This is a genomic window from Pseudomonas sp. BGI-2 (assembly GCF_004310295.1).
GTDB lineage: Bacteria > Pseudomonadota > Gammaproteobacteria > Pseudomonadales > Pseudomonadaceae > Aquipseudomonas.
In genome coordinates this window covers 26241-45570 of record NZ_SISB01000025.1, presented here as the reverse complement: position 1 = coordinate 45570, position 19330 = coordinate 26241, and the positions used below count along the sequence as shown (strand labels likewise).

17 protein-coding genes are annotated in these 19330 nt (G+C 61.5%); 12 read left to right on the top strand and 5 right to left on the bottom strand.

Annotated elements, in window-relative coordinates; translation table 11 throughout:
- Position 1 precedes the first annotated feature (1 nt).
- Genes EYC95_RS17705 through EYC95_RS17685 form a run of 5 tightly spaced genes read left to right on the top strand, consistent with a single transcriptional unit; the run spans position 2 to position 4573 of the window.
- Positions 2-364 carry an STAS domain-containing protein gene (locus tag EYC95_RS17705; RefSeq protein ID WP_131061517.1) on the top strand — a complete coding sequence of 121 codons (363 nt, stop codon included), beginning with the start codon at positions 2-4 and terminating at the stop codon, positions 362-364.
- Positions 361-765: an anti-sigma regulatory factor gene (locus EYC95_RS17700; RefSeq protein WP_131061516.1), complete on the top strand. Its 405-nt coding sequence runs from the start codon at positions 361-363 to the stop codon at positions 763-765. Before EYC95_RS17705 ends, EYC95_RS17700 begins: the two co-directional genes overlap by 4 nt.
- A complete protein-coding gene (locus EYC95_RS17695) occupies positions 762-1772 on the top strand; it encodes an ATP-binding protein (protein WP_131061559.1) in 1011 nt (336 codons plus the stop codon). The genes EYC95_RS17700 and EYC95_RS17695 overlap by 4 nt, the downstream gene beginning before the upstream one ends.
- Entirely contained in the window at positions 1765-2640 is an 876-nt protein-coding gene (locus EYC95_RS17690; protein WP_131061515.1) for a sensor histidine kinase KdpD, read from the top strand. The genes EYC95_RS17695 and EYC95_RS17690 overlap by 8 nt, the downstream gene beginning before the upstream one ends.
- Positions 2630-4573, top strand: a complete 1944-nt coding sequence (locus tag EYC95_RS17685) for a response regulator (RefSeq protein WP_131061514.1) — start codon at positions 2630-2632, stop codon at positions 4571-4573. The genes EYC95_RS17690 and EYC95_RS17685 overlap by 11 nt, the downstream gene beginning before the upstream one ends.
- 151 nt (positions 4574-4724) lie before the next feature.
- On the opposite strand, the gene EYC95_RS17680 is transcribed toward EYC95_RS17685, so the two are convergent.
- The 3 genes from EYC95_RS17680 to EYC95_RS17670 all read right to left on the bottom strand — a co-directional run bounded on the left by EYC95_RS17680 (position 4725) and on the right by EYC95_RS17670 (position 10699).
- The gene (locus EYC95_RS17680) at positions 4725-7352 is read right to left on the bottom strand and encodes an excinuclease ABC subunit UvrA (protein ID WP_131061513.1); all 2628 of its coding nucleotides are present in this window, start codon (positions 7350-7352) and stop codon (positions 4725-4727) included.
- Positions 7353-7567: 215 nt separating this feature from the next.
- Positions 7568-9679 (bottom strand): PAS domain-containing sensor histidine kinase, encoded by a 2112-nt coding sequence (locus EYC95_RS17675; protein WP_131061512.1) that lies wholly within the window; start codon positions 9677-9679, stop codon positions 7568-7570.
- 330 nt (positions 9680-10009) lie between these two features.
- Positions 10010-10699, bottom strand: coding sequence for a GntR family transcriptional regulator (locus EYC95_RS17670; RefSeq protein WP_131061511.1), 690 nt, complete (start codon positions 10697-10699; stop codon positions 10010-10012).
- Between the two features lie 141 nt (positions 10700-10840).
- Here EYC95_RS17670 and EYC95_RS17665 point away from each other — a divergent pair, with 141 nt between their 5' ends.
- From EYC95_RS17665 to EYC95_RS17635, 7 genes are all read left to right on the top strand, one after another.
- Positions 10841-11926: an ABC transporter ATP-binding protein gene (locus EYC95_RS17665; RefSeq protein ID WP_131061510.1), complete on the top strand. Its 1086-nt coding sequence runs from the start codon at positions 10841-10843 to the stop codon at positions 11924-11926.
- Between the two features lies 1 nt (position 11927).
- A complete protein-coding gene (locus EYC95_RS17660; protein ID WP_131061509.1) occupies positions 11928-12845 on the top strand; it encodes an ABC transporter permease in 918 nt (305 codons plus the stop codon).
- Positions 12842-13630, top strand: coding sequence for an ABC transporter permease (locus EYC95_RS17655; RefSeq protein WP_131061508.1), 789 nt, complete (start codon positions 12842-12844; stop codon positions 13628-13630). The genes EYC95_RS17660 and EYC95_RS17655 overlap by 4 nt, the downstream gene beginning before the upstream one ends.
- Before the next feature lie 19 nt (positions 13631-13649).
- Positions 13650-14702: an extracellular solute-binding protein gene (locus EYC95_RS17650; RefSeq protein ID WP_131061507.1), complete on the top strand. Its 1053-nt coding sequence runs from the start codon at positions 13650-13652 to the stop codon at positions 14700-14702.
- A gap of 131 nt (positions 14703-14833) precedes the next feature.
- Positions 14834-16030 (top strand): amidohydrolase family protein, encoded by a 1197-nt coding sequence (locus tag EYC95_RS17645; RefSeq protein WP_131061506.1) that lies wholly within the window; start codon positions 14834-14836, stop codon positions 16028-16030.
- Positions 16027-17514, top strand: a complete 1488-nt coding sequence (locus EYC95_RS17640) for an amidohydrolase family protein (protein ID WP_131061505.1) — start codon at positions 16027-16029, stop codon at positions 17512-17514. The genes EYC95_RS17645 and EYC95_RS17640 overlap by 4 nt, the downstream gene beginning before the upstream one ends.
- 12 nt (positions 17515-17526) lie before the next feature.
- Positions 17527-18189 carry a flavin reductase family protein gene (locus EYC95_RS17635; protein WP_131061504.1) on the top strand — a complete coding sequence of 221 codons (663 nt, stop codon included), beginning with the start codon at positions 17527-17529 and terminating at the stop codon, positions 18187-18189.
- Between the two features lie 129 nt (positions 18190-18318).
- On the opposite strand, the gene EYC95_RS17625 is transcribed toward EYC95_RS17635, so the two are convergent.
- Together EYC95_RS17625 and EYC95_RS17620 are read right to left on the bottom strand one after the other, a co-directional pair.
- A complete protein-coding gene (locus tag EYC95_RS17625; RefSeq protein ID WP_131061502.1) occupies positions 18319-18978 on the bottom strand; it encodes a DUF799 domain-containing protein in 660 nt (219 codons plus the stop codon).
- Positions 18975-19316, bottom strand: coding sequence for a DUF4810 domain-containing protein (locus EYC95_RS17620; protein ID WP_370654478.1), 342 nt, complete (start codon positions 19314-19316; stop codon positions 18975-18977). Before EYC95_RS17620 ends, EYC95_RS17625 begins: the two co-directional genes overlap by 4 nt.
- Positions 19317-19330 lie beyond the last annotated feature (14 nt).

The window sequence follows — 19330 nt, the reverse complement described above, 5'->3', positions numbered from 1 at the left end:
GATGGAACGCATTCCTATTCTGAAAATGGGCGATTTTCTGCTGGTGACCATTCAGGTGGACATGCACGACCAGCTTGCCTTGACCCTGCAGGACGATCTGTCGGAGCGCATCAGCAACACCTCGGCGCGCGGTGTGTTGATCGATATCTCCGCGCTGGACATGGTCGATTCGTTTATTGGCCGGATGATCGGGACGATTTCCGGGCTGTCGAAAATCATGGACGCTGAAACCGTGCTGGTGGGCATGCAGCCCGCCGTGGCGATTACGCTGGTCGAGCTCGGCCTGACCCTGCCCGGTGTCAGCACCGCGCTGAACGTCGAACGCGGGATGAAACGGCTTCAGGAACGAGTACTCAAGCAATGACCCTGCGCAGCAGCGGCACTCAGCCAATCCAGATCGAGCAGGACGTGGTCCTGGCCCGGCAGACTGCGCGCAAGCTGGCCACCGAGTGCGGCATGCGCCTGATCGACCTGACCAAGCTGGTGACTGCCGTCAGCGAGCTGGCGCGCAACACCATGGTCTATGGCGGCGGTGGCGACATGGACTGGCAGATCCTCGACGAGAATTCGAGGGTCGGCTTGCGCCTGACGTTTCGCGATGAAGGCCCTGGCATCCCGGACATCAAACTGGCCATGACCGACGGCTGGACCTCCGGCAGCGGTCTGGGTCTTGGCTTGACCGGGGCGAAACGGTTGGTGGACGAGTTCGAACTGGACACCGAACCCGGCAAAGGCACTCGCATAACGATCACCCGATGGACATGAACATCGGGGGGGCGATGACCCAAGTGCTGTTGATCGAGGACAGCAGCCAGATCGGCTTTGCCCGGCGCACTGCGCAGAAGCTCGCCGAAGACCACGGTTTCGACGCGACGGACGCTGGCCGCGTGGCGCTGGTGGCCACTGAATTGGCCAGCAACGTACTCAAGCACGCAGCCCGGGGCGAATTGCACTTGCGAATCCTGCCCGGTAAAAGCGCCAGCGGCATCGAGATGCTCGCGGTGGACCGTGCCCACGGCTTTGACTTGCAGGCGTGCATGGCTGACGGGTTTTCCACGGGAGGCACTCAGGGCATAGGCCTCGGTGCGGTGTCGCGCCAGACGGAGGTCTTTGATGTTTACACCGACTCACGCGGTACCGTGTTGTTGGCCCGCTTGTATCCACGCGCCAGCAAGGCAGCGGACTTGCGCATCGGCATCAGCCAGCACTCGCTGCACGACGACCCGGCGTGTGGGGACGTCTGGCACCTGGCGTTTGACGGGGCGAACCTCAGCGCCTTGGTGATCGACGGCCTGGGCCATGGCGAAGAAGCCGAACGCGCCGCCCGCGCCGGCGAAAAAGCCTTCGCCGTGGCACCGTTTGCCTTGCCGGTGTTCCTGCTCGAAGACATTCACCGAGCCATGATCGGCACCCGTGGCGGCGCCCTGGCGATCGCGCAGTTTGACGGCCACCACGGCTCACTCAGATTCATCGGCATCGGCAACATCGGTGGCTGTCTGATCAGCCTGGACAAGTCCCGTGGCCTGGCGTCCCATCCGGGCATCGTCGGCGGGCAATACCGGAAAGCCCAGCCTTTTGACTATGCTCACGTGAACGGACATCTATTGATCATGTACAGCGACGGCCTGCAGTCCCGTTGGAATTTGAACGACTACCCCGGCCTGGTGCACCGACATCCCGCCGTGATAGCCGCAGTCCTGCATCGCGATTTCTGTCGCGGCCGGGACGATGTGACGGTACTGGTCGTTGCTTTGGAGGCCGCCCATGGCTAAGTCGCCCATGCCGCCGATCGACGAACCCCAGGCGCTGATCGAGCGCTTGCAGAACGAAACCGCAGCGCTGCGCGAAGAGCTCGACGAAACCAATCAGGGCGTGCTCGCGTTGTATGCCGAGCTCGACACCCAGGCTGAAGAACTGCGTCAGGCGTCGGACCTCAAAAGCCGCTTCCTGTCGTACATGAGTCACGAGTTTCGCACGCCGCTAGGCTCGATCCTGAGCATCGCCAGCCTGCTGAACGATGAACTCGACGGCCCGCTGAGCCCCGAGCAACACAAGCAGGTCGCGTTCGTCAGCACCGCCGCGCGGGAGCTGAGCGACATGGTCGACGACTTGCTGGACCTTGCGAAAATCGAGGCCGGGCGTATCACCATCTCGCCCGCCTGGTTCGACATGTTCGACTTGTTCGCCGCCCTGCGCGGCATGTTTCGCCCGATCGTCGACGCTTCGGCGGTGGACCTGATCTTCGAAGAACCGGTCGGTCTGCCGCGCCTGTACACCGATGACAAGAAGCTGGCGCAGATCCTGCGCAACTTCATTTCCAATTCGCTGAAATTCACCACCCGCGGTGAAGTGCGGGTTTCGGCCTCCCTCGAAGGCGCCAGCCAGGTACGCTTTGCCGTCACCGATACAGGAATAGGTATCGCTGCCGAGCTACATGGCGCATTGTTCGAGGACTTTTCCCAAGTCGATTCGCCCCTGCAAAAACGCTTGCGCGGTACCGGTCTGGGCTTGTCTTTGTGCAAACGCTTCGCCGAACTACTGGGTGGCGAGGTCGGGGTCGAGAGTACTCCCGGGGTCGGTTCGACCTTTTTCGTGATCATCCCGCTGGCCATCGCCATGGAGCCTGCCGATGAAACGTGACATTCGCCTGTTGATCGTCGACGACAACGTCGCCACTCGCTACGCCCTCCGCCGACGCCTGGAGCCGCACGGCTACATCGTGCTGGAGGCCGGGACCGGCGGCGACGGCCTGGCGCTGATCGACAGCGAATTGATCGATGCGTTGATTCTGGACGTCAATCTGCCCGACATGAGCGGCTTCGACATTGTCCGTAAACTGCGCTCGGAACCCGCCACGGCGTTGCTGCCGGTAATTCACGTGTCGGCGGCGTCGATCCAGACCGGTGACATCATCACCGGCCTGGACGCCGGGGCCGATGCCTACCTGATCCATCCCGTGGACCCGGACGTTTTGCTGGCGACCCTGCGCACCCTGCTGCGGGTACGTGATACGGAAAACGCCCTGCGTGAAAGCGAGGCGCGTTTTCGCGAGATTTTCGTCAATGTCTCGGCACCCATCGCGGTGCTGGACGCCCAGTTCAAAGTCCACGAATGCAACCATGCCTTCTCCCGATTGATTCAGGACAACCGCGACCCGGACACCTTGCGCGAATGCTTCGCCGACCAACAGCAAGCGATCCTCAATGAACTGCGCCTGCGCCTGACAGCGGGTGAACGCTGGAAAGGCACGCTGAATATGCGGATCGAGGGGGAACTGCGGGAAACTGAGTGGCAAATTTCTCCGTATCGCACCCCTGAACTGAGCCTGGTGTTCGTGGAGGACGTCACCGAGCATCGCCATCGCGAACGCTCGCACCTGGCCCAGCTCGACGACACCACGTTGCAACTGGAACACGAGATCGCCGCGCGCGTGCGCACCGAGAGCCAGTTGCTGCAAGTGCAGAAAATGGACGCACTGGGCAAGTTGACCGGCGGCATCGCCCATGACTTCAACAACCTGCTGACCGGCATCATCACCAGCCTGGAATTGATCCAGAAACGGGTGGCCGATTCGCGTACCGACAAGGTCCAGTTCTATGCCGAAGCGGCGCTGAACTCGGCCATGAGCGCCGCCTCCCTGACCCACCGCTTGCTGGCATTCGCCCGCCAGCAGCCGCTCAATACCCGGCCGGTGGACATCAACGAACATATTCGTTCCCTCGAAGAATTGCTGGCGCGCACCATCGGCGAACACATTGCGCTGAAACTCGAACTGACCTCCAAAGCCGCGATTGCCCTGGTCGACCCAATCCAGCTGGAAAGCGCCGTACTCAACCTGGTGATCAACGCGCGCGATGCGCTGCCGCAGGGCGGGAATATCTGGGTCAGCACCTACGCGGCGTATTCACGCGGTGATCTGAAACTGGCGGACGGGGCGTATGTTGCACTGTCCGTGCGCGATGACGGGACGGGCATCGAACACAATGTGATCGACAAGGTGTTCGACCCGTTTTTTACCACCAAGCCACTGGGCCAGGGCACCGGGTTGGGGTTGTCGAGCATTTACGGGTTCGCCCGGCAATCGGGTGGCGATGCGCACATCCGCAGCGTGGCCCGCCGTGGCACCGAAGTGACCATCATGCTGCCCGCCAGTGCCGATCCGACCACCACTGAATCGGAACAGGCGTCATTGGATCAACAGGGCTTGGGTGAGCATGTGTTGATTGTCGAAGACATGCCGTCGGTGCGCATGTTCGTTGCCGAAGTGTTGGTGGATGCTGGTTACCGCTGCACCCAAGTGGGCGATATTGAAGGCGCCCTGGAGCGCCTGCAAAACGACCCCTCGATTGATCTGATGCTGACCGACGTGGGCCTGCCGCGCATGAATGGTCGTGAACTGGCCGATGTTGCCCGGAGTTGGCGTGAAGGATTACCGATTCTGTTCATGACCGGCTACGCAGAGAACGCACTCAACCGTCAGGTGTTCCTGGGCGAAGGCATGGACATGCTGATCAAGCCGTTTCAGATTAATGAGCTGTTGGACAAGGTCCGACGCACGATCGACCGCGCCTGACAGGCCTGCTCGCGATCAGGCCAGTAAAACCACCACACCTATACTGATCGTTCCCACGCTCTGCGTGGGAATGCAGCCCAGGGACGCTCCGCGTCCCAGAAGCGGACGCAGAGCGTCCGGTGAGGCATTCCCACGCGGAGCGTGGGAACGATCATAGGACACGGGCCAGGAAGGGCGCCGTCCGGCTCTTCTTGCTCTTCGCTACTTTCTGCGGCGTGCCGGTCACGACAATTTTCCCACCCTGATCCCCCGCCCCCGGCCCGATATCAATCACCCAGTCACTCTGCGCAACCACGCGCATTTCATGCTCCACAACAACCACCGTGTGCCCCGCCGCCACCAGCGTATTCAACTGCTCAAGCAGCCGGTCAACGTCCCGTGGATGCAAGCCTGTGGTCGGTTCGTCGAGCACGTACAACGTCGCCCCACGCGGGTTGCGTTGCAGCTCGGTCGCCAGTTTGATGCGCTGGGCTTCGCCCCCCGAGAGCTCCGTTGCCGGCTGGCCGAGGCGCAGATAGCCCAGGCCGATATCGCGCAGCACTTCCAGGGATCGGCGAATGCCCGGCTGCTCGGCGAACACCTCGACCGCTTCGTCCACCGTCAACTGCAACACCTGCGCAATGTTCAGATCTTGCCAGATGATCGCCAGCGTCTCGGGGTTGTAGCGAGCGCCATGACACGTCGGGCATGGCGCATAGACGCTGGGCATGAACAGCAACTCGACGCTGACAAAGCCTTCACCTTCGCAGGTCGGGCAACGGCCCTTGGCGACGTTGAAAGAGAACTGCCCGGCGTCATAACCCTCGGCCTGGGCCTGGGGTGTGGCGGCGTACAGTTTGCGCACGTTGTCGAACAGCCCGGTGTACGTCGCCAGGTTCGAGCGCGGCGTGCGGCCGATGGGTTTCTGATCGACCTGCACCAGGCGCTTGATCGATCCCAGCCCTGCCGTGACCTGACCGCCGCTGACTTGCGGCGCATCGTCCTCAAGGCTCAACTCTTCAGGCTCGCTGCCGCTGGCGGCACGCCCCAGATGCGCACCCACCAGTTCCAGCAAGGCTTGACTGACCAGGCTTGATTTGCCGGAACCGGAAACACCGGTCACCGAGGTAAAACACCCCAGGGGGAACTCGACGCCGAGGTCGTTCAGGTTGTTGCGCGTGATGCCTTCCAGGCGCAGCCAATCGGTCGCCTTGCGCTGGGTTCTGGCATCAGTAATCTGCTCGGCAAAAAGATAGGCACGAGTCTGCGAGTCTTTGACCTCGGCCAACCCCTGGGGCGGTCCGCTGTACAGAATCCGCCCGCCATGCTCACCCGCCGCCGGGCCGACATCGATCAGCCAGTCTGCACGACGCATGGTTTCCAGATCGTGCTCAACCACAAACAGCGTGTTGCCGGCAGCCTTCAAGCGTTGCAGCGCTTCAAACAGCGCTTCGCCATCCGCCGGGTGCAGACCGGCCGACGGCTCATCCAGCACGTAGATCACGCCGAACAATTGCGAGCCCAATTGAGTGGCCAGGCGCAGTCGCTGCAACTCGCCGGACGACAAGGTCGGCGTGCTGCGCTCAAGGGCCAGATAACCAAGGCCCAGGTCGGTCAGGGTGCTGACCCGCTCCAGCAAATCCTGAGCGATCCGTTGCGCGGCCAGGCGTTTCTCCACCGACAGGTTAGGCGTGTGCCGCACGTCCGGCGCGTTGGCATGAGCGCTGGCGCCGTGGGCTACGCGCTGTTCACGGGCCTCGCGCGTCTGGCTGTGAGTCAACACTTCGCCCGCCTCCTCGGCCTGTTCCAGGTAACTGTGGGCCGCCACGGGCTTCAGCACCTCGGCCACTTGCAGCAACGGCATCTGCGACAGCTCGCCGATGTCGTAGCCGGCAAAGGTCACCGACAACGCCTCGCGCTTGAGCCGTTTGCCGTCGCACAACGGGCACGGGCTGCCGAGCATGAATTGCGCGACGCGCTTCTTCATCAGCGCACTTTGGGAGTGACTGAACGTGTGCAAGATGTAGCGTCGGGCGCCGGTGAACGTGCCCTGATAGCTGGGCTCCATTTTGCGTTTGAGCGCGACTTTGGTTTCTTCGGGGGTGAGCCCGGCATACACCGGAACGGTCGGTGTTTCCTCGGTGAAGAGGATCCAGTCACGCTGCTTTTTCGGCAGATCGCGCCAGGGTTTATCAACGTCGTAGCCCATCGTCACCAGGATGTCGCGCAGGTTTTGTCCTTGCCACGCCGTGGGCCAGGAAGCCACCGCGCGCTGGCGGAGGGTCAGGCTCGGGTCCGGGACCATCAAGGCTTCGGTGACTTCATAGACCCGGCCCAAACCATGACATTCGGGGCAGGCGCCTTGAGGTGTGTTGGGCGAAAAGTCCTCGGCGTACAGCATCGGCTGCCCCGACGGATAGCTGCCGGCCCGGGAGTACAGCATACGGATCAAGCTCGACAGCGTCGTCACGCTGCCCACCGAAGACCGCGTACTCGGTGTGCCGCGCTGCTGTTGCAGGGCCACGGCCGGTGGCAGGCCTTCGATGGAATCCACGTCCGGCACACCGACCTGATCGATCAGCCGCCGCGCATACGGCGCCACGGATTCGAAATAGCGTCGCTGCGCTTCGGCATACAGGGTGGAAAACGCCAGCGACGACTTGCCCGAACCCGAGACGCCGGTGAACACCACCAGTGCGTCCCGGGGAATGTCGACGTCAATGTTCTTGAGATTGTGTTCCCGGGCACCGCGTACCCTGACCATGCCGGAAGGAGGATTGGAGGTGCGCGTGGAAGTCATCGGGAGCCCTTATTAGATTGCAGAAAAAAACACAAAACCCTGTAGGAGTGAGCCTGCTCGCGATAGCCGTGACCTGATCATTCCCACGCTCCGCGTGGGAATGCAGCCCGGGACGCTCCGCGTCCCATAAGCGTGACGCAGAGCGTCACATGAGGCATTCCCACGCAGAGCGTGGGAACGATCATCAACAGGGGATATTCCCACATTGGATGTGGTTAGCCGCTGAGGACGGTGTGGATCATGTGTGTCAGTGCTTCGGGCCCATACGGTTTGCTCAGCAGATGGGTATCGGGGCTGAGCTGGTGATTGCGCGAGATGATGTCCCGGGTGTGGCCGGAGGTAAACAGCACCGCCACCGGGGGATTTTGCACCTTGGCCCAGGCCGCCAGGTCCGAGCTTTTGATCAGGCCGGGCATGACCACATCGGTGAAAATCAGGTTCACCTCCACCCCCTCCAGCAACATCTGCATCGCCTGGTCGCCGTTGGCCGCGGTCAGGACCTGATAGCCCTCTTCGCGCAGTAACTCCACCGCCGAGCTGCGCACCGCTTCGTTGTCCTCGACCACCAGAATGGTTTCGTGCCCGCCCCGGCGGGGTAAATCCCGCACCGTTGTTTCACTGGGCAAAGCTCGCAGGCTGCGTGGAAAGTAAAGTTGCACCCGAGTGCCCTGCCCGACGACGCTGGAGATTTCGATGTGCCCGCCGCTCTGCTTGACGAAGCCGAACACCATGCTCAGACCCAACCCCGTGCCCTGACCGTCGGCCTTGGTGGTGAAAAACGGCTCGAATGCCTGCCCGAGCACTTCGGGTGACATGCCGGCGCCCGTATCAGCCACCGCGACACGCACATACTCGCCGGCCACGATGCCCTTGCCGGCACAGAACCTACGGTCGAGTGCCACATTCTCGGCGCTCAGCTCAATCGTCCCCTCGCCCTGCATGGCGTCACGGGCATTGATCGCCAGGTTGAGAATGGCATTTTCCAGTTGGTTGCGGTCGACGTTGATGTGCCAAGGTGCTTGCGGCACCTGCACATCGATCTGGATGGTTTCCCCCAACGCTCGCTGCAACAGCTCGCCCAGACCTTCGAAGATCTGTTGTGGATCGCACACCGCCGGCGACAACGGTTGGCGGCGGGCAAACGCGAGCAATTGCGAAGAGAGTTTGGCGCCGCGCTCGACGGCCGCAATCGATGCGCTGACCCGGCGTTGCACGTTGGCGTTGTCCGGCTCATGCCGCGCCAGCAAGTGCAGGTTGCCGGCGATCACCTGCAGCAGGTTATTGAAGTCGTGGGCCACACCTCCGGTGAGGCCGCCGATGGCTTCGAGCTTCTGTGATTGGCGCAGTTGCTCTTCAGCGGCCAGCCGCGCATCGACTTCGTCGGCCACGCGCTGCTCGAGGTTGCGGGTGAATTTGAGCAAGGATTCTTCGGCAATCTTGCGTTCGTGAATGTCGATCAACACACCGGGAAAACGGAATGGCTCGCCCTGCTCGTTGAACTCGCAACACCCACTGGCCTGCACCCACAGATAGCTGCCGTCGGGGCGCAGGACCCGATACTCGGCATTGAAGGGCTCGCCGGTTGCCACTGATTGACTGACCTGTTCCTGGACCCAATTGCGGTCATCGGGATGAATCTTTGCTTCAGCGATGTCGGTGCACAGGTCGGCCAGGTTCTGCTCGGCGGGGTAGGAAAAAGTCCGGGCGAAGCGCTCATCGCCGGACAGCACATTGCCCTTGATGTCCCAGACGAACGAACCGAGCAAAGCCCCGGCATTGAGCGCCAGGCGCACCCGTTCGTTGTCGGCGCGATAAGCATCTTCGGCTTGCTGGCGACGACGTTCGGAAATCACATGCTCAGTGGTGTCGACCACCATCGCCATGACCCCGGCCGGGCAACCTTCATCATTGGCGACAGGGCTGTAATAGAGGTCCAGCCAGACGTCTTCAGGGATCCCGTTTCTTAGCAACACCAGCTCTTTATTGCGGTAAGACAAGGTGCCACCCGCCAGGCAGGTGTCGACGACATGTCGATTGAACTCGGCCACTTCCGGCCAGCCCAGCTCCACCGGAGCACCCAGCAGATACGGATGGCGGCCACCGGCAAACACCGAGTAGGCATCGTTATAGATCATGTAGCCCGCCCGGCCCCAGAGCATCACCATCGGCAGTGGGGACGCAAGCATCAGCTGCACCGCGCTGCACAGGCTGGCGGGCCAGGCGTCGATGTTTCCAAGCTCGGTGTGGCTCCAGTCGAACGCGCGGATGCGCCCGGCCATTTCACCGTTCCAGCCGGCACACCCGTGGCTATCAGATAGAAACTGCATCGACTGACTCTGTGTCCCTGTGAGTGGCTGACGTGCGGGGTCGCAACTGCTCGAGGACGGCGCGGGCCCGTTTGTTTCGAGCATCGCCGACGCCAATGGTTTCATAGAGGTTAGCCGATTCTGGTCTGCGGATTCTTGTGGTTTTGACTGCCCCCCCTGTCGCAACTGCCTTGTGGCGAGGGGATTTATCCCCGTTCGGCTGCGAAGCAGTCGTGAATTCAGACAACACGGTGCATCAGATAGACCGTGTGTTCAGGTTTTACGACTGCTTCGCAGCCGAACGGGGATAAATCCCCTCGCCACAACGGCTACAGATATCGCCGTGAATCATTAGACCTCGATCAGGTGCTTGAACGGGTGGTAGTCGGTTTTGAGTGTGGCGGCGACATCGAGGATGGCCTTCTCGATGCCGTTCAAATGCATGCAGGTCAGTTCGATGGCCGCGCTTTGATTACCGGCTTCGATGTACTCGATCAGCCGCAGGTGCTCGTCGTCGCGACACGCCTCGTGGCTGTCGTCATCCAGGGCGGCGGCGTACAGCGAAGCGCGGGAAATCAGCTTCTGGAACCAGTCCAGCAGCACCGGGTTATTCAGGCTTCGCGCGAGTTTGATGTGGAACTCGCCAAGCAGATGAATCAGTCGTTCATGGTCGCCTCTGCGGTGCGCTTCATCTTCCAGCAGCAAATGATCGCGCAGGTCCTGGGTCACCGCGGTGTCACGTCGACGGCAGAGTTCGCTGACGATGCCGATCTCGATCAAGCGCCGGGTTTCGAACAACGAGCGAATCTCTTCGTCGCTGGGCAACGACACCGACGCCCCTTTATTGGGCTCGGTGGTAACCAGCCCATCCGCTTCCAATTGCTTGAGCGCGGCACGAACCGACGTGCGGCTGACATTAAAAAGTTCGGCCAGCGACGCCTCACCAAGCTTCATCCCGGGACGCAACGAACGTTTGCTGATCGCCTCGTAAACCCCTTGGTAGACGCGGTCGACCGTGGTCTCGAGTTTCTTCTCGGTCATCTCAACACTCCTTTAGCGCTAAACAACCGGCCCCTGGCGGTGAGCAGCCATTGGAAAAAGGGGGTTGCACGAGCAGATTAATCCGGTTATTTGTAGATTGCATCCAGATATTGCATACAATAATTAGAGGATTGCACCAATATGGGTCAACCAATAGCTATCGAAGTGCGTAACGTCTTTAAGCGGTATTCCGACGATCCGGGGCTGGCTCCAGCCCTCGACAACGTTTCAGTCGACATTGCCGATAACGAATTCTTCACCCTGCTCGGCCCTTCCGGCTGCGGCAAAACCACCCTCCTGCGCACCATCGCCGGCTTCGAGCATGTCAGCGAAGGCGAGATACGTCTCGCCGGCGAACCGGTCAATGACTTGCCGCCGTTCAAGCGTCGGGTTAACACCGTCTTCCAGAGCTACGCGCTGTTTCCGCACATGAGTGTCGCGCAGAATATCGCCTTCGGCCTCGAGATGCAGGGTCTTGATAGCAAGCAAATTGCGCAGCGCGTCCATGAGATGCTGGCGCTGGTGCAAATGCAACACCTGGCCAAGCGCAAACCGGCGGAATTGTCCGGCGGTCAGCAGCAACGCGTGGCCCTGGCCCGGGCCCTGGCACCGAAACCCAAAGTGCTGTTGCTGGATGAACCGCTGTCGGCGCTGGACCTTAAGTTGCGCAAGGAAATGCAGGTCGAACTCAAGCGCGTGCAGAAGGAAGCCGGGATCACCTTCATTTTCGTGACACACGATCAGGAAGAAGCGCTGACGCTGTCCGACCGCATCGCCGTGATGTCCGCCGGCAAGATCCTGCAGATCGGCACACCCAATGACATTTACGAACGCCCGCAGCATCAGTTCGTCGCCCAGTTCATCGGCGACATCAACTTTCTCCCCGGCCATCTCAAGCGCGGTCAGCAGAACGAAAAGCTCTTCGTGCCCAACGGCATGCCGGTGGAAATCCCCTGCCCGGCCCAAGGCTTCGACGGCGCGGCCGTGCAATTGGCCTTCCGTCCGGAGCGTTCGCAACTGGTCGACCCTACGCAACCGCATCACCTGCGCGGCGTGATTGAAGCGGTGTTGTATGTCGGCACCGCGACCCTTTACCAATGCCGCTTGAACAACGACATCAAAGTCATGCTGCGCGAGAACAACGAAGGCCTGAACCGCGGCCGGGTGGTCGGTGATCGCGTCGCGGTCAACCTGCCGCCCCACGCCTGCCTGTTGATGGAGGCTTGAGATGAGCGTCAGCAGCACTTCTCCCGCCCTTAACCGTGCGCTATTGCTCAGCCCGGTGGTTTTGACTTTGCTGGCGCTGATTGCCATTCCGCTGGGCATCATGGGCTACATCAGCCTGTTGCCGCGCAACGTGTATGGCGGCGTCGACTGGCAGGCCGACTGGCAATTGCAAAGCTACGTGCAACTGTTTTTCCAGGAAGGTTTCGACGGTGAACTGGAACTGAACTGGGTCTACGCCCAAGCGTTGTTGCGCTCGGTGTTCCAGGCCGGTGGCACCACCGTGTTGTGTTTCCTGTTCGGCTTTCCGGTGGCGTTGTGGATGTCGAGCCTGACCCCGCGTCGGCGCAACCTCATGGTCTTGCTGATCACCATTCCGTTCTGGACCAACCTGCTGATCCGCAACTACGCGTGGCTGATCATCCTGCGCGAGCACGGCTGGGTTGCGCAAAGCCTCAACGCAATGTTCCCCCAGGCTGGCGGCATCACCCTGCTCTACAACGACTTCGCGGTCAGCGTCGGGCTGGTCTACAGCTTCCTGCCGTTCATGATTTTGCCGATCTACTCGACCCTGGAGAAACTCGACTGGCGCCTGGTGGAGGCCGCCTACGACCTGGGTGCCAATCGCTGGCACGCGCTGAAGCGGATCATCCTGCCGCTGTCGATGCCGGGAGTGATTGCCGGTGCGCTGCTGGTGTTTGTGCCGAGCCTCGGCGCCTTCATTACCCCGGCGATTCTCGGCGGTGGCAAGACGCTGATGATCGGCAACCTGATCCAGCAACAGTTCGGCACCGCGCGCAACTGGCCGCTGGGCAGTTCGCTGTCGTTCCTGTTACTGGGGATTCTGCTGCTGTCGCTGGTGGGCTACGCGCTCTACAGCCGCAGCGCCGCCAAAACCCTACGTCGGGGAGCCACCGCATGATCGCCCTGCACCTGAAAAAACTGCCACTGACCCGCGAAGTCAGCCTGCTGATCCTGGCCTATCTGTACGTGCCGATCTTTGTCCTGATCGCCTACAGCTTCAACGCCAACCGCTCGGCGACAGTGTGGACCGAGTTCTCCTTCGCCTGGTACGGACGGATTCTGGCCAACCCGTCGATCCAGACCGCGGCGTTGAATTCGATCATCGTCGCCAGCATCGCCACGGTCTGCGCCACGGCGATTGCGCTGCTCGCGGCGCTGGCGACGTACCGGCCGTTCTATGGACAGAAGATCGTCGAGGGAGGGATCAACCTGCCGCTGATCCTGCCGGAGATCGTCACCGCCGTGGCCACCCTGCTGCTGTTCATGGCGCTGGGGATCAAGCTCGGATTGCTGACGGTGATCGTCGCGCACATCGGCTTTTGCATTCCCTTCGCCTACCTGCCGATCCGCGCTCGCTTGAACGATCTGGACAAGAGCCTGCTGGAGGCGGCGAACGATCTGTACGCCAACCCGTGGCAGGTGTTTCGCCGGGTGACGTTGCCGCTGTTGTGGCCGGCGGTGCTGTCCGGCTCGGTGCTGGCGTTCGTGGTCAGCCTCGACGATTTCATCATGACGTTTTTTGTCGCCGGGCCGGGTTCAACCACCTTGCCGGTGTACATCTTCTCGGCGATCAAGGCCGGCGTGACACCGGAGATCAACGCGATCTCGACCCTGATGCTGTTGATTTCCATCGTGCTGGTGGTGCTGGCCTTCTGGCTGGGACAGCGCGGCAAAAACCAATAATCCTGGAGCGCACAAAAACATGAAAATGAAAAACCTGTGTTTCGCCGTCACCGGTCTGGCCCTGAGCTGCTTCACCGCCCTCAGCGTCCAGGCCGCCGAACCCAAACAATTGTTCTTCTACAACTGGACCGACTACTACCCGGTCGACCTGCTGGCCAAGTTCGAAAAGGAGACCGGGATCAAGGTCACCATGGACGGCTACGACAGCAACGAAACCCTGCTGGCCAAGTTGCAGGCCGGCGGCGCGGCGTATGACGTGATTGTGCCGTCGCAGTCGATCATGCGCACCTTGATCAACCAGAACTTGCTGCTGCAAATCGACGCAGCCACCCTGCCCAACTTCCAATACGTCAAACCGGCGTTCCGCGACCCGAGCTTCGACCCAGGCCGCAAGTTCTCCGCGCCGTACTTGTGGGGCACCACCGGGTTCTCCTATGACAGCGCGCGCGTGCCCGGCGGCAAACTCGATGACTCGTGGAAAGAGTTCTTCGAGCCGCGCAAGGAACTGCAAGGTCAACTCGCCGCCCTCGACACCTCCAGCAGCGTGATCAACGCCGCCAGCCACTACCTGAACGTCGATGAATGTAGCGAAAACCCGCAGGACGCCAAGCGAATTCTGGAGCTGCTGCAAAAACAGAAGCCGTTCCTGAAGATGTACAGCTCGGACAACACCGTCGACCGCATGGCCTCCGGCGAGGTGATCATGATGCAGAACTGGAACGGCTCGACCGCACGCGCCACGTTGCAGAAGAGCACCATCAAGTACGTCTATCCGCGTGAAGGCCTGGCGATGTTCCAGGACAACTTCGCCGTGCCGAAAAGCGCGCCGCACCCCGGCAACGCGAAGATCTTCATCGACTGGATGATGAAACCGGAAAACGCCGCCGCCGTGTCCAACGCGATTGCCTACGCCAACGGCATCCAGAGCGACAAGCTGCTCGACGCCAAGTGGAAAGTCATGGACGCCATCAACATGCCCGACGAATTCGCCTCGCGCCTGCGGCCGGAGAAAGAGTGCAGCAACAAGGCGCGGGAGTTGCAGGATCGGGTTTGGTCGAAGCTTAAGGGCTGATTGGCTGACTTGAGACCGAGTCGCGGCCTTCGCGGGCAAGCCTCGCTCCTACAGGTTTGGCGCTGCTCTTGTAGGAGCGAGGCTTGCCCGCGAAGAGGCCCGCCCTGACAACACAAAATCAGAGGTATGCAATGACCCACCCCCGCTGGCTACGCAATGTGCGGCCCTACGGTTCTCCCGCCGAAGACCTATTGCTGGAAAACGGCCTGTTCAAGGATCGACGTCCGGCCTCCAGCACCCCGCTGACCGCCACCGACATCGACGGCCAAAACCAGCTCCTCACCGCTGCCCTGGTCGAAAGCCATGTCCACCTCGACAAAACCCTCTGGGGCCAACCCTGGCGTGCGAACAGCGCCGGGCCGACGCTCAAGGATTACATCGCCAACGAGCGCCGCGTGCTGCGTGAAGTCGACGCGCCCATCGCCCAACGGGCTGGCGCGCTGCTGGAAAACTGCATCGCCCGTGGCTCGCTGACGATGCGTTGCCACGTCGACATCGACCCGGAATTCGGCCTGCGCCATGTCGAGGCCATGCAACAACTGCGCGACACCTACCGTGACCTGATCGACCTGCAACTGGTGGTGTTTCCGCAAACCGGCCTGATCAGCCGTCCTGGTACCGCCGAACTGATGCGTGAAGCCATGGCGCTGGGCGTGGAAAACGTCGGCGGCCTCGACCCGTGCGGCATCGACAACGACCCGGTCGCGCAACTCGATTTCGTCTTTAAGCTGGCCAGCGAATTCGACCGCGGCGTCGACATTCACCTGCACGACAAAGGTGAACTGGGCCTGTGGCAAGTCGCGTTGATCGCTGACTACACAGAGCGCTTCGGGCGGCAGGGTCGGGTGATGATCAGTCACGCGTACTGCCTGGGGATGTTGCCGTGGAATCAAGTGAAACCGGTGGCCGAACGCTTGGCGGCATTGAGGATTTCGCTGATGAGCTCGGCGCCCGCCGATTGCGCGGTGCCGCCGTTCCTCGCGTTGCGCGAGGCAGGGGTAAATGTGTGCCTGGGTTCGGACGGCATTCGCGATGCCTGGTCTCCGATGGGCAACGGCGACATGCTGGAACGGGCGATGCTGTTGGCGTTCCGCTTTGATTTGAACAAGGACGATGAACTGGCGGCAGCGTTCGAAGCGGCCACGGTGAATGGTGCTCGGGCGCTGGGCTGTGAAGGTTATGGCCTGGACATCGGCCAGCCTGCGGACTTCCTGCTAATGCCGGTGCAGACGCTGGGTGAAGCTGTGGTCTCACGACCCGTGCGCGAGGTTTATCGCGGTGGTGAGTTGATCGCTACGGGCGGCCGTCTACTGGACAGCCGCTTGTGAAACGCATCGGCCTGAAAGCCAGTTGCGTGGTCGGCTTCGACGGCACGCAGCACGTGCTGTGGCGCGACGGTGAAGTGGTGTTCGAAGGCTCGCGCATTGTGTTTGTCGGGCGTGATTATGCGGGGCCGGTGGATCAGTGGGTCGACTATGGCAACGCGCTGATCGGCCCGGGTTTCATCGACCTGGATGCACTCGGGGACCTGGACTCCACGGTGCTGACGCTGGACAACGGCGATGAACGCGACATGGGTCGGATGTGGTCCGAGGACTCTCTGGCGGCGGGTCCGCGCGAGAGCTTCAACCCCGACGAAGAAGTCTTCAAATACCGCTACGCCTTCACTCAACTGATCCGCAACGGCATCACCACCGCCATGCCGATCACCTCGATGTATTACCGCGAGTGGGCCGAGACCTACGACGAATTTGCTGCCGTGGCGGGTGTGGCTACCGAGTTGGGGCTGCGGACTTACCTCGGCCCCTGCTACATGAGCGGCATGAGTTATTGGCGTGCCGATGGCACCCTCGGGCATCACTGGGATGAAGCGCGGGGAATGGCCGGGCTGGATGCGGCTGTGCGGTTTTTCCATGATTTCGAGGGTACGCACAAGGGTTTGATTCGTGGCGCGTTGTTGCCGGATCGCATCCAGACGTGCACCCCGGCACTGCTGCAACGCACCGCCGCGCTGAGTCGCGAACTGAACGCGCCGATGCGTCTGCATTGCTGCCAAGGGCTGGGTGAAGTGGCGATCGTCGAGCAACTGCGCGGTGTGTCGCCGCTGCGCTGGTTGCAGCAACTGGACCTGCTGACCCCGCGCAGCCTGCTCCCCCACGGCCTCTACACCTCAGGCGATGACGATCTGCAACGTCTGGTGGATGGCGGCGCCAGTCTGGTGCATTGCCCGGTGGTGTTTGCCCGCGACGGTGAGGCGCTGAATTCCTTTGGTCGTTATCGGGCCAAGGGCATCAACTTCGCGTTGGGCACCGACACCTGGCCGGCGGACTTGCTGGAGAACATGCGCCAAGGCTTGAACATCGCACGTTTGAAGGAAGACGGCAGCGCTCTGACCAGCACGCTGGATATGTACAACGCCGCCACGCTCGGCGGCGCCAACGCCTTGGGCCGCGACGATCTTGGCCGCCTGGCAACCGGGGCCAAGGCTGACATCACGGTGTTCAGCCTTCGCGGCTTGCACCTGGGACCGTTGTTCGATCCGCTGAAAAACCTGGTGCTGGCCGGTCGCGGTGACGACTGCATCGCCAGTTACATCAACGGCCGCTGCGTCATGCAGGACGGTCAGGTTCAAGGCATCGATTACCCCGCCCTGCAACGCCAGGCCCAACAACAATTCGAAAAACTGATGCGCAGCCACAGCGACCGGGCCTTTGGTCAACCGGACTGGAAAACCCTGTTCAAACCGGCCATTCCGTTCGCCGACGACTACAGCGCACACGCGCCGCTGAGCGCAATCGATCCCCTTCTTTAGAGATGTCTGCCTATGCAAAGCTTCGACTTCAGCACATTGAGTGCCCGGGATAAATACAAGATTCTGATCGGCAGCGTCGTGCCTCGACCGATTGCGCTCGTCACTACGATTGATGGCGAGGGCCGGATCAATGCCGCGCCGTTCAGCTTCTTCAACGCGCTGTCCGCCGACCCGCCGATCCTCGCGCTGGGCGTGGAGAACTACGGAGATCAAAGCCCCAAGGACACGACTCGCAACATCCAGCTCAATCAGGAATTCACCGTCAACATCGTCAGCGATGCGCTGGTGGAGGCGATGAATGTGTGTGCGGTGCCCTTCGCTCCCGGGTTCGATGAGTTGACGGCGGCGGGACTTACTGCAATTGCCGGCACCACGGTCAAATGCCCGCGTATCGGCGAGGCGCCGGTGGCGTTGGAATGTCGGCGGATGATGGCGCTGTCCATCGGGCAGTCGCGGGAGATTATCTTTGGGGAAGTGTTGATGGCGCACGTGCGGGACGAATTGATCGACCCGAAAACCTTGTACATCGATCAGCTGGGGCTGGATGCCATTGGGCGCATGGGTGGGCATGGCTATGCGCGAACCCGGGATTATTTTGATTTGCCGACGCGGTCGTTGCAGGCGTGGACGGATGCGCCTGGGGGTGGAGAGCGGTTTTGGCCTGAGGTCAAATGATCCTTCCCTGGCTGATCGTTCCCACGCTCTGCGTGGGAATGCAGCAAGGGACGCTCTGCGTCCCAACAGCGGACGCGGAGCGTCCGGGGATGCATTCCCACGCGGAGCGTGGGAACGATCTCACTGGGTTCAGTCAGTACCGTATTTCGGCGAACGCGGTCCGTACAGCAGGCCCGCGGGTTGCCCAGCCGACAGCAGTCGCGCACTGGTCACGCCGGCAATCGGGTGGCCGGCGTCGGTGGAGCTGTTGATCACTTGCTTGACCGCTGCCGTAATCAGCATACCCACCAAACCACCGCCACCGTTGTTGCCGCCCTCTTCGCTCGAAGCCCGGGCCGAGCCGGTCCACAGGGTGGTGCCGCTCTTGAGGTCCACCAGTTTCGCGGTGGCAGTCACCACGGTTTCACTGCTGATGATCATGTAGCGAGTGCCGTAGTCCGTCACGGTGATGTACAGCGCCGCATCGGCACCGAAGATTTCCTGCAGCTTGTTGGCCGGTGCCTGGTGAATGTCCGCCGGTGTGGTCAGGCCGTTCTGGCGGAATGTCTCATCGACCAGGGTGATCGGCAGCACGTAGTAACCGGCTTCCGCCAGCGGGTACGTGACCTGTGACAACATGCTGTAGGACGCCTTGACGTCCGGCGAGTTATTCAGCGGCGGCAGCACCAGAATGGTTTTCGGACGGGCTTGCTTGTACGCCGAATAGTCCACGGTCTTGGGGCTGACGCAGCCACCGAGCACGGCCAGCGCCAGCAGCCCGGCCATCAGTTTCAATGAGCGCGCGATCATTGGGTGTCTCCGGTCTTGGCGTTTTTAAGCAGAAAATCCATGTACGGCGTCGACTCGGGAAACAGGGTTTTCTCGGTCCTGAACTGCTGCACCATCTGATCGTCCTTGCCCATGCTCAGATACAACAGACCCAGGTGAGCGTGGTAGCCAGGCGGCGGTGTCTTGCCGGTGGACTTGATCTTCTGCAGGTCGCGTTCCAACGCTTCGGCCTGAGCTTCCTTGGGTTCTTCACCCTTGAAGTACTCGTAGACCTCAGGCTGGTAGCTTTCCCACTGGTAAAGGGTTTTCGGGCCGGCGCAACCGGCCAACAGACCGCTGACCAGCAATGTCGACGCCATCAGCGCCCACGACA

Excerpts from the sequence above, each read along its gene's own strand:
- EYC95_RS17705 (WP_131061517.1), top strand. The coding sequence starts at position 2 with ATGGAACGCATTCCTATTCTGAAAATGGGCGATTTTCTGCTGGTGACC.
- EYC95_RS17700 (WP_131061516.1), top strand. The coding sequence starts at position 361 with ATGACCCTGCGCAGCAGCGGCACTCAGCCAATCCAGATCGAGCAGGAC.
- EYC95_RS17695 (WP_131061559.1), top strand. The coding sequence starts at position 762 with ATGAACATCGGGGGGGCGATGACCCAAGTGCTGTTGATCGAGGACAGC.
- EYC95_RS17690 (WP_131061515.1), top strand. The coding sequence starts at position 1,765 with ATGGCTAAGTCGCCCATGCCGCCGATCGACGAACCCCAGGCGCTGATC.
- EYC95_RS17685 (WP_131061514.1), top strand. The coding sequence starts at position 2,630 with ATGAAACGTGACATTCGCCTGTTGATCGTCGACGACAACGTCGCCACT.
- EYC95_RS17680 (WP_131061513.1), bottom strand. The coding sequence starts at position 7,352 with ATGACTTCCACGCGCACCTCCAATCCTCCTTCCGGCATGGTCAGGGTA.
- EYC95_RS17675 (WP_131061512.1), bottom strand. The coding sequence starts at position 9,679 with ATGCAGTTTCTATCTGATAGCCACGGGTGTGCCGGCTGGAACGGTGAA.
- EYC95_RS17670 (WP_131061511.1), bottom strand. The coding sequence starts at position 10,699 with ATGACCGAGAAGAAACTCGAGACCACGGTCGACCGCGTCTACCAAGGG.
- EYC95_RS17665 (WP_131061510.1), top strand. The coding sequence starts at position 10,841 with ATGGGTCAACCAATAGCTATCGAAGTGCGTAACGTCTTTAAGCGGTAT.
- EYC95_RS17660 (WP_131061509.1), top strand. The coding sequence starts at position 11,928 with ATGAGCGTCAGCAGCACTTCTCCCGCCCTTAACCGTGCGCTATTGCTC.
- EYC95_RS17655 (WP_131061508.1), top strand. The coding sequence starts at position 12,842 with ATGATCGCCCTGCACCTGAAAAAACTGCCACTGACCCGCGAAGTCAGC.
- EYC95_RS17650 (WP_131061507.1), top strand. The coding sequence starts at position 13,650 with ATGAAAATGAAAAACCTGTGTTTCGCCGTCACCGGTCTGGCCCTGAGC.
- EYC95_RS17645 (WP_131061506.1), top strand. The coding sequence starts at position 14,834 with ATGACCCACCCCCGCTGGCTACGCAATGTGCGGCCCTACGGTTCTCCC.
- EYC95_RS17635 (WP_131061504.1), top strand. The coding sequence starts at position 17,527 with ATGCAAAGCTTCGACTTCAGCACATTGAGTGCCCGGGATAAATACAAG.
- EYC95_RS17625 (WP_131061502.1), bottom strand. The coding sequence starts at position 18,978 with ATGATCGCGCGCTCATTGAAACTGATGGCCGGGCTGCTGGCGCTGGCC.
- EYC95_RS17620 (WP_370654478.1), bottom strand. The coding sequence starts at position 19,316 with ATGGCGTCGACATTGCTGGTCAGCGGTCTGTTGGCCGGTTGCGCCGGC.